The sequence below is a fragment of the Paenibacillus sp. FSL P4-0338 genome (genome assembly GCF_038002365.1).
GTDB lineage: Bacteria > Bacillota > Bacilli > Paenibacillales > Paenibacillaceae > Paenibacillus_AQ.
This window is the reverse complement of sequence record NZ_JBBOCG010000001.1, coordinates 3,362,588-3,379,852: the sequence shown is the minus strand read 5'-3', so window position 1 is coordinate 3,379,852 and position 17,265 is coordinate 3,362,588. Positions and strand designations below refer to the sequence as shown.

The 17,265-nt window shown below is 54.9% G+C and carries 13 protein-coding genes; all 13 read left to right on the top strand.

The features are described from left to right. Positions 1–18 precede the first annotated feature (18 nt). Positions 19–972 (top strand): 16S rRNA (cytosine(1402)-N(4))-methyltransferase RsmH, encoded by a 954-nt coding sequence (gene rsmH, locus MKZ07_RS14920; protein WP_036690219.1) that lies wholly within the window; start codon positions 19–21, stop codon positions 970–972. A 23-nt stretch (positions 973–995) separates the two neighbouring features. Further along, positions 996–1,394 (top strand): hypothetical protein, encoded by a 399-nt coding sequence (locus tag MKZ07_RS14915; protein ID WP_036690217.1) that lies wholly within the window; start codon positions 996–998, stop codon positions 1,392–1,394. A 42-nt stretch (positions 1,395–1,436) separates the two neighbouring features. Further along, a complete protein-coding gene (locus MKZ07_RS14910; RefSeq protein ID WP_036690215.1) occupies positions 1,437–3,668 on the top strand; it encodes a PASTA domain-containing penicillin-binding protein in 2,232 nt (743 codons plus the stop codon). 90 nt (positions 3,669–3,758) lie between these two features. Next, entirely contained in the window at positions 3,759–5,687 is a 1,929-nt protein-coding gene (locus tag MKZ07_RS14905) for a stage V sporulation protein D (RefSeq protein ID WP_341026364.1), read from the top strand. Positions 5,688–5,782: 95 nt separating this feature from the next. Then, positions 5,783–7,270 (top strand): UDP-N-acetylmuramoyl-L-alanyl-D-glutamate--2,6-diaminopimelate ligase, encoded by a 1,488-nt coding sequence (locus MKZ07_RS14900; RefSeq protein ID WP_036690213.1) that lies wholly within the window; start codon positions 5,783–5,785, stop codon positions 7,268–7,270. After that, positions 7,270–8,679, top strand: coding sequence for a UDP-N-acetylmuramoyl-tripeptide--D-alanyl-D-alanine ligase (locus MKZ07_RS14895; RefSeq protein WP_305954368.1), 1,410 nt, complete (start codon positions 7,270–7,272; stop codon positions 8,677–8,679). The genes MKZ07_RS14900 and MKZ07_RS14895 overlap by 1 nt, the downstream gene beginning before the upstream one ends. A 15-nt stretch (positions 8,680–8,694) precedes the next feature. After that, positions 8,695–9,660 carry a phospho-N-acetylmuramoyl-pentapeptide-transferase gene (gene mraY / locus MKZ07_RS14890; RefSeq protein ID WP_036690209.1) on the top strand — a complete coding sequence of 322 codons (966 nt, stop codon included), beginning with the start codon at positions 8,695–8,697 and terminating at the stop codon, positions 9,658–9,660. 3 nt (positions 9,661–9,663) lie between these two features. Continuing rightward, complete coding sequence (gene murD, locus MKZ07_RS14885; protein WP_076154235.1) at positions 9,664–11,085, top strand: UDP-N-acetylmuramoyl-L-alanine--D-glutamate ligase; 1,422 nt, start codon at positions 9,664–9,666, stop codon at positions 11,083–11,085. A gap of 49 nt (positions 11,086–11,134) precedes the next feature. After that, positions 11,135–12,232 carry a stage V sporulation protein E gene (gene spoVE / locus MKZ07_RS14880; RefSeq protein WP_341026363.1) on the top strand — a complete coding sequence of 366 codons (1,098 nt, stop codon included), beginning with the start codon at positions 11,135–11,137 and terminating at the stop codon, positions 12,230–12,232. Between the two features lie 5 nt (positions 12,233–12,237). Continuing rightward, positions 12,238–13,353 (top strand): undecaprenyldiphospho-muramoylpentapeptide beta-N-acetylglucosaminyltransferase, encoded by a 1,116-nt coding sequence (murG, locus tag MKZ07_RS14875; RefSeq protein ID WP_036690202.1) that lies wholly within the window; start codon positions 12,238–12,240, stop codon positions 13,351–13,353. A 186-nt stretch (positions 13,354–13,539) separates the two neighbouring features. Continuing rightward, complete coding sequence (gene murA / locus MKZ07_RS14870) at positions 13,540–14,823, top strand: UDP-N-acetylglucosamine 1-carboxyvinyltransferase (RefSeq protein ID WP_036690200.1); 1,284 nt, start codon at positions 13,540–13,542, stop codon at positions 14,821–14,823. A gap of 65 nt (positions 14,824–14,888) precedes the next feature. After that, on the top strand, positions 14,889–15,653 hold the full coding sequence (locus MKZ07_RS14865) for a cell division protein FtsQ/DivIB (protein WP_036690199.1): 765 nt from the start codon (positions 14,889–14,891) through the stop codon (positions 15,651–15,653). A gap of 326 nt (positions 15,654–15,979) precedes the next feature. Then, complete coding sequence (ftsA, locus tag MKZ07_RS14860) at positions 15,980–17,242, top strand: cell division protein FtsA (protein WP_036690197.1); 1,263 nt, start codon at positions 15,980–15,982, stop codon at positions 17,240–17,242. The last annotated feature ends 23 nt before the right edge of the window (positions 17,243–17,265 follow it).

Sequence of the window (17,265 nt, the reverse complement as noted above, 5' to 3'; positions counted from 1 at the left end):
GCCTTGGAGGGATGCAGCTTGTTTCACCACATCACGGTACTAAAAGAAGAAGCGACAGAAGGGCTGCACATCAAGAAGGATGGCCTATATGTAGATTGTACGCTCGGGGGAGCCGGGCACAGCGCCCTTATCGCATCCAAGCTGAGCGGCGGGGGACGGCTGATTTGTCTGGATCAGGATGACTGGGCACTGAACAATGCGAAGGAGAGATTGTCCGGATACGGCGACAAGGTGGTGACCGTCAAGACCAACTTCCGCGATCTGGAGCAGGTGCTGAAGGGACTGCCGTTTGTTCCGCAAAAGGACGGAGTTCCCCAAGTAGACGGGATTCTCTTTGATCTGGGGGTATCATCTCCGCAGTTTGATGAAGGGGAACGAGGCTTCAGCTACAACCACGACGCCCCGCTGGATATGCGGATGGACCAGTCGGCACAGCTGAGTGCGGCAGATATTATCAACACCTGGAGTGAGCAGGAGATTGCCAGGGTGCTTTTCCAGTATGGAGAAGAGAAATTCTCACGGCGGATTGCCCGGAAAATTGTAGAGCGCAGGGAAGAACGCCCGGTGGAGACAACCGGAGAACTGGCCGAGCTGATCAAGGAAGGCATTCCTGCGGCTGCAAGAAGGACCGGAGGACATCCGGCCAAACGGAGTTTTCAGGGGCTGCGGATTGCCGTCAATGATGAGCTGGGTGCTTTTGAGGAAGGGCTGCATGCGGCTGTACGCTGTCTGGCGCCTGAGGGAAGGGTATCCGTAATTACCTTTCACTCGCTGGAGGACCGGATCTGCAAGCAGATTTTCAGCAGCTATCTGAGCCGTTGCACTTGTCCGCCTGACCTTCCGTACTGCGTGTGCGGTGCTGAGGGCACCCTGAAGCTGATCAACCGCAAGCCTATTGTGCCGGGGGAAGAAGAGCTGGAGCTTAACTCGCGTGCCCGTTCAGCCAAGCTGCGTATCGCAGAGAAATTGTAGATGACGATAAAGGAGAATCAGAGATGGCTTATACCCGCGGAAATTTAGCAGTTCAACCTAAGAGAAAACAAGAGGCAAACCCGCTGTACCGTGAGAAAACGAAAGTTGTCACCAAGCGCAGAGTGCTGCCGCTGCAGGAGAAGCTTTTGTACATGCTGACACTGGGAGCCTTTATTCTGGTAGCAGCCTCCCTGATCTGGCGTTACGTCCATATTTACGATTTGAATATGCAGGCCCAGCAGCTGGACAGCAAAATCGCGAGCAACAAAAAGCTAATTGCCACGTACAAAATGGAGAAGCAGACGCTGGAGCAGACGATTGTCCCGCGGGCGAAGGAAATGGGCTTTGGGGTCCCTTCTGAGGAATCTACTATCTATGTTCCGCTTAGCAGCCAGGCTACTGACAAAGCCGGTATAAAATAGCGATGTACGGCAATCGCAATAATAGAGGTTGTGAGGTACCTTATGGTTAAGAGAATCAAACTTCGCACGCTGTTTATAGGAGGGTGTATTACCCTCTTTTTTCTTGTTTTAGTTGCCAGAGTATTCTGGATTCAGGTTCTGCAAGGCAAGGAGTGGCAGGAGACTGCCGCTAAGCAGTGGGCCCATACTTCAACCATTAAGGCCGTCCGCGGGGTGATCGAAGACCGTAACGGCAATGTTCTGGCCAGTGATGTGCCTGCCTACACGGTGGTGGTTAACCCTGAGGTCATTGCCGAGAAAAAAATCGGTGAAGAGGTAATTCAGGGTTTGCATGAGCTGCTGAACAAACCGGTGGATGAGCTGAAGAAGCTGGTGGAGGCGAAGGATAAAGACGGGAAATACCTGAAAAACCGCGAGATCCGTAATGAAGGCTGGAAGATTGACCAGGATATGGCCGATAAAGTGACGGCTTTCGTTGAGAAGCTCAAGAAGGAGCATGATACGCTGGAAACCGGTGTCGGGCTCGTCAGAGAGCAGAAGCGCTATTATCCGAAGGGTTCGCTCGCTGCGCATATTCTGGGTTACACCGACAGGGATGGCAAAGCGGCCATGGGACTGGAAAAGTATCTGGACAAACAGCTCTCCGGTACGGACGGCGAGTTGAACTACCAGAGTGACGGCAAGGGCATCAAGCTGCCCGATTCGAAGGATACATTCCAGCCTGTGGTGAATGGAAGCAACTACAAGCTGACGATTGACAGCACGATTCAGTTCTATATTGAAGAGGCTATGAAAAAGGCGTATGCGGAGTATAAGCCGAAGTCGATCAGTGTGATTGCGGCCGACCCGAAGACGATGGAAATTCTGGGTCTGGCGAATATGCCTACTTTTAACCCGAATGAATACTTTGATCTGAATCAGGATGCGGCCGGCTTCTATAATCATGCTATCATGACGAGATTCGAGCCGGGTTCAACGTTCAAGATTGTACCTCTGGCAGGTGCTGTGCAAGAGAAGCTGTTCAATCCGAATGCCACCTTCCAGTCCGGTTCTGTCCGGATTAAGGGATACAGCAAGCCTATCTTTGATATGAACAGAGCCGGTTACGGAACGATCAGCTTCCTGGAAGGGGTTAAGCGGTCGAGTAACGTTGCGTTCGTTAAGCTCGGTTACGAGATGCTGGGCAAGGAGAAGCTGCTGCAGTATATCACGGATTTCGGGTTCACGGAAAAGACAGGCATTGACCTCCCGGGAGAGGTTAAGGGTATTGTCAACCCTGATCCGAACAGGGCGGTAGAGAATGCAACGCTTGCCTATGGACACGGTAAGCTGTTGGTGACCCCGATTCAACAGCTCACAGCCGTCGCTGCGATTGCGAACGGCGGCAAGCTACTGGTACCGCATGTGGTGAAGGAGGTTACCGATCCGAACACCGGCAAGACCACGGTTACTCAGCCTGAGGTTGTACGGCAGGTGCTCTCCGAAGCAAGTGCAAGGGAGACAGGCAGCTATCTGGAGCAGGTAGTGGCAGATCAGCAGCACGGAACCGGCCGGCATGCCTACATTGAGGGTTACCGGGTGGCCGGCAAGACAGGTACGGCGATTAAGCCAGACGGTAAAGGAGGGTATGACCGCGACAAAGTTCGCTCCTCCTTCCTCGGTTATGCACCGGCCAATGACCCCAAGATCGCAGTCTTCGTCATTATTGACGAGCCTGCCGATGCGGCCGGCGGCGGTGCTGCTGCGGGTCCGGTCTTCAAGGATATCGTCTCACAGGCGCTTCCTTATATGGGCGTACCCAAAGCGGGAGATGTCACGGGCCCTGCCGACAAGAAGACGGTGAAGGTCGAGGCCGCCATCCAGCGTAAAGCGCCGGATCTGACCGGCAAGACGGTGAAGGCGGCAAGACAGCAGCTCATTAATCAGGGCTTTGATTTTGAAGCTGTAGGCCAAGGAGCGAATGTAGTCAGCCAGTACCCTGAGAAGGGCACTGCACTGACCGCCGGGCAGCGGATCTATCTGTTAAGCGAGCAGGGAGAGAACCTGACGCTTCCAGATCTGCGCGGGCAGTCTCTGCGCGATGCTCTGGAGATTCTGAACCTGCTGAAGGTGGGGATCTCCGTCAATGGAGAAGGTTATGTCACGGAGCAGACGCAGACCAAGAATAACGGTAAAACCCAGGTTGCGCTGACGCTTAGTCCTCTCAATGAATACGGCGAGAATATCCCTGTTGCCTTAGCCAGTGATGCCGATAAGGAAGAAGCTGCTAAGTAACACCCATATAGGCTTGTTCTAACCTCTGTTTGTCCCGAATAGTCATGAAGATAAGAGATCATGTCTATGAGTGAAAGCGGGGAGAACACTATGAAGGTATCAAAAGTCGTTAGCCGGCGGAGAATGCTGTGGACGCTGCTGGGACTGGCCGTGTTGTTCGGCGCGCTGGCTGTGCGTCTTGCCTATGTACAGTTAACTCAGGGTGAGAAGCTGAGCGAGAAAGCCGAGGATTTATGGCGGCGGAATATCCCCTTCACCGCCAAACGCGGTGAGATATTGGACAGGGAGGGTGTGGCGCTGGCTTATAACATCAGCTCACCGACGATTTATGCCATTCCTGTACAGGTGAAGGAGAAGGAACAGACCGCGAAGCAGCTGGCTCCGCTGCTCGGGATGACCGAGGAGAAGCTGGCCCAGCTGCTGACCCAAAAGAAAGCCTCAGTGAAACTGCAGCCCGGCGGCCGCAAAATTACGATGGAGCTTGCCGCGAGCATCCGTAATTTGCAGCTGCCGGGCATCGTTGTCGCTGAGGATAACAAACGGTATTATCCCTTCGGGGATCTGGCCGCACATATTCTGGGTTTCACTGGTATCGATAATCAGGGGATTACCGGGATAGAGAGCATCTATGATAAGCTGCTTCAGGGGAGCGCGGGCAATATCTCCTATCTCTCCGATGCGGGAGGCCGGCTGATGCCCGGGTCCTCCGAGAAGTACACTGAGCCGCAGGATGGACTAAGCCTGCAGCTGACCATCGACAAGCAGATTCAATCCATTATGGAACGCGAGCTGGACCAGGCCATGGTGAAATATCAGGCGCAGGGGGCCTGGTCTATCGCCATGGACCCCCGTAACGGTGAGATTCTGGCGATGGCGAGCCGGCCGGGGTATGAGCCGGGGGCTTACCAGGAATACGATGCCGAGGTATATAACCGGAATCTTCCGATCTGGATGACGTATGAGCCGGGTTCCACCTTCAAGATCATCACGCTGGCTGCGGCTTTGCAGGAGGGGAAGGTTGATCTCCAGCATGAGCATTTTTTCGATCCGGGCTACATTGAGGTCGGCGGAGCTAAGCTGCGCTGCTGGAAGAAGGGCGGGCATGGAAGTCAGACCTTCCTTGAAGTGGTCGAGAACTCCTGCAACCCGGGATTTGTAGCCTTGGGACAGCGTCTGGGTAAGGATACGCTGTTCAAGTACATCCGGGATTTCGGCTTCGGGAGCAAGACGGGCATCGATCTGAACGGTGAGGCGAACGGAATTCTGTTCAAGCCGGCACAGGTGGGTCCAGTGGAACTGGCGACCACTGCATTCGGCCAGGGGGTATCCGTCACGCCGATCCAGCAGATTGCTGCGGTATCGGCAGCCATCAACGGCGGCAAGCTGTATACTCCGCATGTGGCCAAGGCCTGGATTAACCCGGATACCGGGAACATTGTCTCCGAGACTGAGCCGGAGGAAGTGCGGCAGGTGATCTCGGAGGAGACCTCGAAGAAAGTGCGGGCTGCCCTTGAGAGCGTGGTTGCCAAAGGCACGGGCCGACCGGCATTTATTGACGGCTACCGTGTGGGCGGCAAGACGGGGACAGCTCAGAAAGTAATCAACGGCCGGTATTCTCCTACGGAGCATATTGTTTCCTTTATCGGCTTTGCGCCAGCGGATGATCCGCAGATCGTGGTCTATACGGCGGTCGATAACCCGAAGGGAATTCAGTTCGGGGGTGTAGTAGCCGCTCCAATTGTCCAGAATATTCTTGAGGATTCTCTTCTGTATCTGAAGGTTCCAGAGCGTAAGGATCAGCTGCCGAGAACCTATAAATACGGAGAGACCCCCATAGTGACGGTCCCTGATCTTACGGGGGCAACTGTTCAGGATATCTATGAGGATCTGAATATGAATTTCATGCTGGTCCGTTCCGGCACCGGCAACACCGTGATCAATCAGGCTCCGAAGGCGGGGGCAAGAGTGCAGCAGGGCTCAACCATCCGGATTTACATGGGAACGCCAAGTGAACCGTAAGCTTTGTTATATACTAAAAAACTTACAAGTGCTATTTAATAAAAGTGGATAATATAACCAAAATATAAGGATTTTATGCAGAGTGAGGGATAGGTATGTTAATTAAAGAACTCTCTTCTTGTCTGGCTGCTGCCCGTCTATACGGGGACGGAGACATAGAAATTTCAGATTTGCAGGTCGATTCTCGCAAGGTGGGTCAAGGCGATATGTTCATCTGTCTGCCCGGACATACAGTGGACGGACATGATTACGCACCTCAGGCTGCCGCTAAGGGCGCGGCTGCCCTGGTCTGCGAACGGAAGCTGGACATTGACCTGCCGCAGATCGTGGTGGATGATTGCCGGTATGCCATGTCTGTGCTGTCGAATGCCTTCTTCGGTTCACCGAGCAGCCGGATGAAGCTGATCGGCATTACCGGTACTAACGGCAAGACGACCACCACCTATCTGATTGAACGGATCATGCAGGATCATGGGGTGAAGACCGGCCTGATCGGTACGATCCAGATGCGGTATGACGGTCAGAGCTATCCGATGTCCGGTACGACACAGGAATCGCTGGAGCTTCAGCGCACTCTGAATCATATGGCGCTTAAGGGTGTACAGTGCTGTGTGATGGAAGTATCCTCTCATGCGCTCCAGCAGGGCCGGGTAAAGGGGACAGACTACCGCACCGCGATCTTTACGAATCTGACCCAGGATCACCTGGATTACCACCATACGATGGAGGAGTACCGCGCAGTGAAGGGCTTGTTCTTCTCACGGCTCGGCAACGTGATCTCGCCGTGGAAGGAAGAACGCAAATATGCTGTTCTGAATGCAGACGATGAAGCCAGCGCCTATTTTGCCGCCCAGACCGCAGCCGAGGTCATTACATATGGTATCGACAAGGCTGCCAATGTCCGGGCCTCGCAAATATCGATCACCGCCAAAGGAACTTTTTTCCACGTGGAGACGTTTAAGGGTGAGACGGATATTTCGCTTCGCATGGTCGGCAAGTTCAACGTCTATAATGCGCTTGCGGCCATTACGGCTGCATTGCTGGAGGATGTTCCGCTTGAAGGCATCAAGGCCAGTCTGGAGTCGGTTGCCGGTGTGGACGGCCGTGTCGAATCGGTGGATGCCGGGCAGGATTTCGCAGTAATCGTTGACTATGCGCATACACCGGATGGTCTGGAGAATGTACTGAAGGCGGTATGTGAATTCGCAGCAGGCAAAGTGCTCACTGTCTTCGGCTGCGGCGGGGACCGCGATACGACCAAACGGCCTCTCATGGGCAAAATAGCTGCCAAATACAGCGACCATGTGCTGGTCACCTCCGACAATCCCCGGACGGAGGACCCGCTGCAGATTCTGGCTGATATTGAGGCGGGTCTGCGCGAGGATGGCGTGGAGCGCGAGCGCTACGAGATGATTCCGGACCGACGGGAAGCCATCACAAAAGCTGTTGAAATGGCAAGCCCCGGCGATGTAGTATTGATTGCGGGGAAAGGTCATGAGACCTATCAGCTGATCAAGGGAGTCGTTCATGATTTCGATGACCGCATCGTTGCCAAAGAAGTGATAAGGGGCCGAAGCTATTGATTATTAGAACATTGCATAATGTCGCGGAAATGTGCGGAGGAGAGCTGTCCTCATCCGAAGCTAAGGATATAGAGATTCAGGGAGTTGTAACCGATTCGCGGAAAATATCGCCGGACTGCCTGTTCGTCCCGCTGGTTGGAGAGAACTTCGACGGCCATCACTATGCCGCCACTTCCCTGGCGGCGGGAGCTGCCGCTACCCTCTGGCAGAAGGATAAGGGGCCTGCACCCGCAGGCGGCGCGGTTATTCTGGTAGAGGACACTTTAGCGGCACTGCAGAAGCTGTCCTCCGCCTACTTGGCCGAAGTTGCCCCCCGTGTAGTTGCTGTTACGGGAAGCAACGGCAAGACGACAACCAAGGATATGATTACGGCACTGCTGGAAGTGCAGTACAAGGTGCACAAGACCCAAGGGAACTTCAACAATCATATCGGCCTGCCGCTTACGATTCTCTCTATGGACAGCGATGTTGAGATCGCTGTGCTGGAGATGGGCATGAGCTCAAGGGGAGAGATCGCTCTGCTGTCTCTGCTCGCTTCTCCTGACGTAGCGGTGATTACCAATGTTGGCGAATCCCATCTGCTGCAGCTTGGCTCCCGCAAGGAGATTGCCAGAGCGAAGCTTGAGATTGTGGACGGACTTCAGCCGGGCGGGCTGCTGATCTATAACGGGGATGAGCCGCTGCTTGCCGAGGTTCTGGCAGAGCCAGGGTTCCGCGCGCCTGAAGGGCTGAAGACCTTCCGCTTCGGGCAGTCGGCTGACAATGATGATTATCCGACCGGGCTCATGACACACAGCGGGGGGATGACCTTCACCTCGCTGCAGCATGGGGAGCGTGCCTTCACCCTTCCGCTGCCGGGACAGCATAATGTAATTAATGCGCTCGCTGCGCTTGCAGTGGCACGTCATTATAAGGTGACCGATGAGAATATGGCAGAAGGACTAAGCGGCCTCAAGCTGACTGGGATGCGGATTGAGGTTATTCAGGCGGCCAGCGGGCTGGTTCTGCTGAATGACGCCTACAATGCCAGTCCGACCTCCATGAGGGCGGCGATTGATGTGCTGCAGTCTATGAAATGCAGCGGCCGCAGAATCGCAGTGCTGGGAGACATGCTGGAACTCGGGCCGGAGGAGCTTCAGTTCCACCGGCAGATCGGCAGCTATCTCGACCCGGAGCTGACGGATGACGTATTCACCTTCGGCCCGCTGGCGGTACAGCTGGCGGCGGCGGCCTCGGAGCGGTTCGAGGCCGGGCATATCTATGCTTTTACAGATAAAGAAGACTTGATCAATGCCTTGAATGCGAAGTGCGGCAATAATGATGTTGTGTTGTTCAAAGCATCCAGAGGAATGCGGCTGGAGGAAGTGCTCCACCGCTTGAAAGAACATTCTGAAGCGAATTCTAACTAAAGGAGGGGTGTACCCATGGATTATCAATTGCTTCTGCTGACTATTGCTGTGTCCTTTATCCTTGCGGTCATTGCCGCTCCGCTGATCATACCGCTGCTGCGCCGGCTCAAGCTGGGACAGCAGGTTCGTGACGACGGGCCCCAGACCCATCTGAAAAAGGCGGGAACCCCTACCATGGGCGGCGTAATCATCATGGTCGCGTTCACGCTGTCTTTTCTGAAATTCTCGGTGATTAATTCGGATTTCTATGTACTGCTGGCTGCTACGCTGGGCTATGGACTCATTGGATTCCTGGATGATTATATCAAAATTGTGTTCAAGCGCTCCCTCGGCCTTACGGCGCGCCAGAAGCTGATAGGCCAGCTGCTGGTTGGCGTCGTGCTCAGCGTTCTGCTGATCTCGGCCGGGCATAATACCAATATCAGCGTTCCGGGAACCTCCTTCAGCTTCGACTGGGGCCCCTGGTTCTATTATCCGTTCATTGTGCTGATGATGATGGCAGTCACGAATGCCGTTAACTTCACGGACGGTGTGGATGGTCTGCTGTCAGGCGTAAGTGCGATTGCGCTGGCTGCCTTCGCGGTGGTAGCCATGCAGGCAACCTCGATTGCCGCTGGTGTCTGTGCGGCTGCGATGATTGGCGCAGTGCTTGGGTTTCTCGTATTCAATGCCCATCCTGCCAAGGTGTTCATGGGCGATTTCGGCTCCTTCGGGATTGGCGGGGCGATTGGCGCGATTGCTATTGTCACCAAGACCGAGCTGCTCTTTGTGGTGATCGGCGGAATCTTCGTGGTTGAAATGCTGTCCGTAATTATTCAGGTCGCTTCGTTTAAGACACGCGGCAAACGGGTATTCAGAATGAGCCCGATCCATCATCACTTTGAGCTGGGCGGCTGGTCGGAGTGGCGCGTAGTCGTCTCCTTCTGGGCGGTGGGCCTTGTGCTGGCGGCAGCTGGACTATATCTCATCAAGGGGTTGTAACGAATGAAACATCCGGATCTGTACCGTGGTCAAAAGGTGGTCGTCCTGGGGCTCGCCAAAAGCGGCGTCCAGGTGGCCAAGGTGCTGCATGAACACGGCGCTGTGGTGACGGTCAATGATAAAAAGGAAAGAGATCAGAGTCCCGAAGCTTCCGAACTGGAATCTTTGGGAATTTCTGTTATATGTGGCGGGCATCCGGAGAACTTGATCCACGAGGGTGTGGAGCTGGTTGTGAAGAATCCGGGGATTCCCTATTCGGTCGCTCCCGTACAGCAGGCGCTGGAGCTGGGGATTGAGGTGGTGACCGAGGTAGAGGTAGCTTACCATCTCTGCGCTGCCCCGATGATCGGCATTACCGGTTCCAACGGCAAGACCACTACAACGACCTGGGTAGGCCTTATGCTGGAGGCGGCAGGGATGCGCCCTATTGTGGCCGGGAACATAGGAACGCCGCTCTCTCAGGCCGCACAGGAGGCTGACGCGGACAACTGGATGGTGGTCGAGCTAAGCAGCTTCCAGCTGAAGGGCACGGAAGCGTTCCGGCCCAAGATTGCTGCCTTGCTGAATGTCGCGGAGACCCACCTGGACTACCATGGAGGCATGGAGGACTATGTAGCCTCTAAGTCCAAGCTGTTCGCCAATCAGGGACCGGAGGATACCGCTGTGCTGAACTGGGATGATCCGGTCTGCCGCGAGCTGGTGCCCTATCTGAAGGCGGGAATTCTGCCCTTCTCCATGAATGAGGAGCTGGTGCAGGGCATCTTCGTCCGCCCGTCCTATGTGGCGGATACGGTAGACGAGCTGAAGCGGGTTATTATCTACCGCGATTACACCGAGAGCGAGACCGAAATAGCTGATGTCGATTCTATCGGACTTCCCGGCCGCTTCAATGTGGGGAATGCGCTGGCTGCCTGCGGCATTGCCATTGCCGCAGGGGCGGACCCGGCGGTGCTGGGTCCGGTGCTGGCTTCCTTCCGCGGGGTGGAGCACAGGCTGGAGTATGTAACAGATAACGCAGGTGCGGCCTATTATAACAATTCCAAGGCTACCAATTCCAAAGCTACCTCCATGGCGCTGGCCTCCTTCCTTAAGCCGGTCATTCTTATTGCCGGGGGCCTGGACCGCGGCTCGGATTATATGGAGCTGCTGCCTGTCCTCGGGGAGAATGTCAAAGCCCTGGTGACGCTTGGACAGACCCGGGACAAGCTGGCGGCTGTAGCCCGGCTGGCAGGAGTAAAGACGGTCATCTCCGTCGATAATGGGGAGAGTGCCGCTGCCGTGCTGGAGCAGGCTGTGCGGGAGGCTTCCGCCCTGGCGGAAGCTGGGGATGTAGTTCTCCTGTCCCCTGCCTGTGCCAGCTGGGATATGTTTACCTCCTATGAGGAGCGCGGGCGTATTTTTAAAGAGGCGGTGCATAACCTTTAAGTAGGGGGGTGGATAAGCCCCTACTACGGATGCAAGAGGTGTGCTCCTGATGAACAAATCCCGTCATGCGCCCGATATCTGGCTGCTGCTTCCGATACTGGCCTTACTGGCTATCGGTATGGTAATGGTATACAGTGCCGGGTCCGTTCTGGGCTTCCGCAATTATGGCGATTCGTTTTACTTTGTCAAAAGACAGATGCTGTTCGCAGGCCTGGGCCTCATCGCGATGTTCATTGCGGCGAACACCGATTATCTGGTGCTGAAAAGGTTCGCCCGGCCGCTCCTGATCGTGTGCTTCGCCCTGCTGGTGCTGGTGCTGATACCCGGCATCGGAGTGGTGCGCGGCGGGGCACGCAGCTGGATCGGCATCAGCTCCTTCGGCATTCAGCCCTCGGAATTCATGAAGATGGGGATGATCCTCTTCCTGGCCAAATGGCTCGGAACCGAGGAGTATGACATTTCCAGCTTCATGCGCGGGCTGCTTCCGCCGCTTGCGTTGATCGGCTCCGCGTTCGCGCTGATTATGCTTCAGCCGGATCTCGGCACAGGCACTGTCATGTTCGGCGCGGCCCTGATGATGGTCTTCACAGCGGGGGCGCGGATGAAGCATCTGCTCTCCCTTGGTGCGCTGGGGCTGGCCGGGTTCGCCGGACTCATTGCAGCGGCGCCTTACCGGCTGCAGCGGATCACCGCCTTTCTGGACCCCTGGTCCGATCCGCTGGGCGCCGGTTATCAGATCATCCAGTCACTCTATGCGGTGGGTCCCGGCGGGCTGGGCGGACTGGGCTTCGGGATGAGCCGGCAAAAATACAGCTACGTCCCGGAGCCGCAGACTGATTTTATTTTCTCAATTTTGGCCGAGGAGCTGGGGTTTATCGGGGGGCTGGCCGTACTGCTGCTGTTCCTGCTGCTGATCTGGCGCGGAATGAAGGTCGCTATGAGCCTGCCGGACCGCTTCGGAAGCTATCTTGCTGTAGGCATTGTATGTATGGTAGCGGTTCAGGTTGTCATCAACATCGGTGTGGTGATCGGCCTGATTCCGGTAACCGGCATCACGCTTCCGCTGATCAGCTACGGCGGCTCATCGCTGACCCTGATGCTCACAGCTCTTGGCATTCTGCTTAATTTATCACGTTATGCGAGGTGAAAGACATGCGTATTGTACTTAGCGGCGGCGGCACGGGAGGACATATTTATCCTGCCGTAGCCGTAGCCAGACAACTGGAATCCGAAGATACGGATTCTGTCTTCCTGTATATCGGAGGCAAGCGAGGTCTGGAGAGCAAGCTGGTTCCCCAGGAGAATCTGCCTTTCCAGTCCATTGATATTACAGGCTTCCGCCGCAAGCTGTCGATGGATAATGTGAAGACGGTTATGCGGTTCCTGAAGGGGGTCAAAGCCTCCAAAGCCATGCTGCGCGAGTTCAAGCCTGATGTGGTTGTCGGTACCGGGGGGTATGTCTGCGGGCCTGTAGTGTATGCAGCCTCGCGGCTCGGCATCCCGACCCTGATCCATGAACAGAATGCGATTCCGGGACTGACCAACCGTTTTCTCAGCCGGTATGCCAGCACGGTCGCGGTGAGCTTTGAAGGCACAGAGGCGGCTTTTTCCGGGGCCAAGAATGTAATCTATACGGGCAATCCCCGGGCCACTACGGTCATGACAGCGAACCCGCAGCGCGGCTTTGCTTCACTAGGAGTTCCTGAAGGTAGTACGGTGGTGCTGGTTGTCGGAGGAAGCGGGGGGGCCAAGGCGATTAACCGTGCCATGATTGAAATGGCACCATTTGTGGGTAAGGGGAATGGTGTTCACTATGTGTATGTCACCGGAGAGTCTTACTTCGAGGATACCCGCAAAGCGGTACGCGAGCAGCTCGGCGGTATTCCGAATTGGCTGCATGTCCTCCCTTATGTTCACAATATGCCTGAGGTGCTGGCCTGCACTTCCCTGATCGTGAACCGGGCAGGCGCCTCTTTTCTTGCAGAGATTACCGCGCTTGGCATACCCTCTGTCCTCATTCCGTCTCCTAATGTAACGAACAACCATCAGGAAGCCAACGCCAGAGCGCTGGAAGGTGAAGGTGCGGCAGTGGTGCTTCTGGAGAAGGATCTGAGCGGAGAGGCGCTGTTCACAGCGGTTCAGAAGATCATCGGAGCGGATACGCTGCATCGCAGCATGTCGGAGGCCTCAAGACGCCTCGGCAAAAGAGATTCCGCTTCCCTGGTAGTCAGTGAGCTGCACAGGCTGGCTGCAGGCCGGGGACGCTAGAATCCGGGCTTACATTGTCACACACACGGAGCTCCGAACATAGGATGATCCTATAATCGTGACAATCACCCAGAGCGCTTCTTGATGTCTGAGATTCGGAGACGGAATTCGTTCTGACCCATTTCGCAGGACAGCGGGGCCAGGAAGTGCTTACGGTGGGTGAGCGGTAATCTCGGAGGTGATACATTGGACAAATTGGTGATTGAGGGTGGAACCCCCCTGTCAGGCACCATACGTATCCATGGAGCAAAAAATGCGGCACTGCCGATTCTGGCAGCGAGCCTGCTGGCCGAAGGAGTTCACTCACTGCATAATGTGCCGAAGCTGCTGGACATCGAAACGATGCTGCATATTCTGCAGCGGCTGGGCTGCAGGACAGTGCATGAAGAGGAGACGGTCACCGTCGATACATCCTTTCTCTTGACCTCTCATGTGCCGGAGGACCTGATGCGGCAGATGAGATCCTCCATATTCCTGATGGGGCCTCTTCTGGCCAAGTTCGGGGAAGTGACGATCTATCAGCCGGGAGGCTGTGCGATCGGGGAGCGCAAGATTGATCTCCACCTGCAGAGCCTCAAGCTGCTCGGGGCAGAGATTGAGGAGACGGGCGGCAGGATCTGCTGCCGGGCTGCTAGCTTGAGAGGCTGTGATATCCATCTGGATTATCCCAGCGTGGGCGCCACGGAGAATATCATGATGGCCGCCGCCATGGCCGAGGGCACGACTACCGTCTCCGGGGCAGCGAGAGAACCGGAAATCCAGGACCTACAGAACTTCCTCAATGCGATGGGGGCACAGATTATCGGGGCAGGGACCGATACGATCACCATTCAGGGTGTCCGCAAGCTCCATGCCTGCAGCTATGAGGTGATCCCCGACCGGATTGTTGCCGGAACCGTGATGATTGCCGCCGCCGCCACGCGGGGCAATGTAACGCTGACCCACACCAATGCAGGACATTTGACCTCCCTGATCCACATCCTGAGGCGCGCCGGTGTTCAAATTACAGTGTGCAATGATATAATTAATATCAGCTGTATGGGACGTCCCCGTGCGGTTGAGCGTATTGTTACCTCTCCGTATCCGTCCTTTCCTACGGACCTGCAGTCCCAGGTAATGGTTCTATTGTCCCTGGCGGACGGGTTCAGTGTAATTAAGGAGACGGTCTTTGAAGGGCGCTTCAAGCATGTGGAGGAGATGGCCCGGATGGGAGCGGATATCTCTATTGATCTTAACAGGGCCTTCATACGCGGCGTTCAGCGGTTGTATGGAGCAACGGTTGAGGCCACTGACCTGCGGGCAGGAGCTGCCCTAGTAATCGCCGGACTGGCTGCTCAGGGAACGACTGTTGTAGAGCAGGCTCATCATATAGACCGGGGATATGACGGCATCGAATTACTGTTTCAAAAGCTGGGGGCGCGCATTAGCCGCAAGGTGCCTGTGCCTGACCCGCTGGATTTGGCCAATTAAAGCTCCCTGTCTCCTTCGGCGAAGCCGTGAGGAAGGAGACAGGGCCTTATTACGGAGATATGAGAATGCCAAAAACGCGAATACCTCTTTTGAAAGAGGACAAGCCTAGCAAGAGAAAAAACCGTAAAATTATCATCATCCTGGCACTGCTGTTCACTGCGCTGCTGGCTGTAATCTTCTTCCGTTCGTCGATCAGCAAGATTACAGCCATTGAAATGCAGGGGGATAAATATACGTCCCGTGAGCAGCTGCTGGCAGCAAGCGGCCTGAAGATCGGAGGACAGTTCTTTGCAGTCTCCGGAGATTCCGTGGGGAAGGCGCTGGAGGAGCTGAAAACAGTTCAGGAGGCGCAGGTCAGCAAGAAGTTCCCCGGTGTGGTTACGATCACTGTGAAGGAGTACCCGGCGGTTGCCTATGAACTGGACCAGGCAGGCGTGCTGGAAGCTATTCTGTCGAGCGGGGCCGCCGTCTCTGTGACGGATACCGGAATTGCTGTAGAGAAGCCGATATTGACCAACTGGAAGGCTGACGATCCTTATAAGACCAAGCTGTGCCAGGCGCTGGCCGGAATTCCGAATGAGCTGACCAGTGATATATCGGAGATTGTACCTTCCCCGACGTTGTCTTTTCCGGACCGGATCAAGCTCTACACACGTTCACGCTTTGAGGTCATAACGGCCATTTCGCTGCTCAAGGATAAAGTAGGCTATTTGAATCAGGTGATTCAGACGGAGGAGCCGGGACTTATCAAAATGCTGGAGGCGGATTCCTATGTTCCATTCCATTCTGAAGCCGGGGACAACGGAGAAGACGCAGATGCACAAGAGTAAATAGTCCCTACTAATGAAGCGGAATAAATGCTACAATCTGTTTTACGGGTAATAAGCAATATCCCTCTTTTTTCTGCGGATTTTTTGAGATGCAATTCAGGATATAGCCGCTGTTCTCTTGTTTTTCTTGTTTGAAGGTCAGGTGCTGATCCCGCTTAGCGGAGGGCGCCTGCCGGTACGTGAATACCTTGTCATATTATTCCTCTCAAAAAATTTGTTGAAAAAAGAGGGAAAGGATTAGGGATGTTGAATATGTACAGAGATGTTTCCCGCGACCGGGATCAAAAGCTTGTTTATTATGATTATAACAGGAGGTGCCATAGGGCTTGAGCAACAATGACATCATTGTTAGTTTGGACATCGGTACATCCAAAGTTCGGGCAATAATCGGGGAAGTTACTAGTGGAACCTTCAATATTATTGGCGTTGGATCTGCTGATTCGGAAGGGATACGCAAGGGTGCGATTGTAGACATCGATCAGACTGTGCAATCGATCAGGAGTGCCGTAGAGCATGCGGAGCAAATGGTCGGTATTCAAATATCCGAGGTGTATGTCGGCATATCCGGCAACCATATCGGCCTGCAATCCAGCCACGGCGTAGTTGCCGTTCAGAATGAGGACCGTGAGATCGGCGAAGATGACATCGACCGTGTAATCAAGGCAGCGGAGGTTATTGCACTCCCGCCGGAACGCGAGGTCATTGATGTTGTCGCCAAGCAGTATATCGTCGACGGCCTTGAAGGTATTCAGGACCCGCGCGGAATGATCGGCGTCCGCCTGGAAGTGGAAGCTACGATCATTACCGGTGCCAAGACCCCCATACATAATCTGCTCCGCTGCGTGGAGAAATCAGGTCTGAAGGTTAAAGATCTTGTCCTTATGTCTCTCGGGGCTGGCGGATTAGCGCTCTCCAAAGATGAGAAATCAATGGGGGCTGTACTGGTGGATATCGGTGCCGGACAAGCCACGATAGCCGTATATGAAGAAGGTTCCCTTAGTGCAACCTCCACGATTCCGATCGGAGGAGAATTCATAACCAATGATATTGCGTACGGACTTCGGACACTTACCGACCAGGCCGAGAAGGTCAAGCTGAAATACGGCTGTGCCTGGATCGATGATGCTGCTTCGGAGGTCGTCTTCAAGGTCCTGCGTATCGGCAGCAATGTGGAGAAGGAATTCAACCAGGAGGATTTGGCAGCGATTATCGAGCCAAGAGTCCAGGAAATCTTCCACCTGATCCGTCAGGAAGTGAAGCGGCTTGGTTATACGGAGCTCCCGGGAGGTTATATACTTACGGGTGGCACAGTTTCGATGCCAGGGGTGCTTAAGGTAGCCCAGAACGAGCTCGCAGCCTCCGTACGGATCGCTGTACCGGATTATATCGGAGTGCGTGACCCCGGCTTCACCGGCGGCGTAGGCATCCTTCATAATGTGGTACGCAACTACCGCGGACGGAGCAGCGGCGGAAGTGCCAACAAGAAGACCGTTAACCGCAGCAAGCAGAGCGCAGCGCCGGTTCAGGATTCTTCCAAGAAGCCAGGTCTGGTGGAACGACTAAAGAATATGTTTAGCGAGTTCATATAAGTGTAATCCAGATATACTTGGAT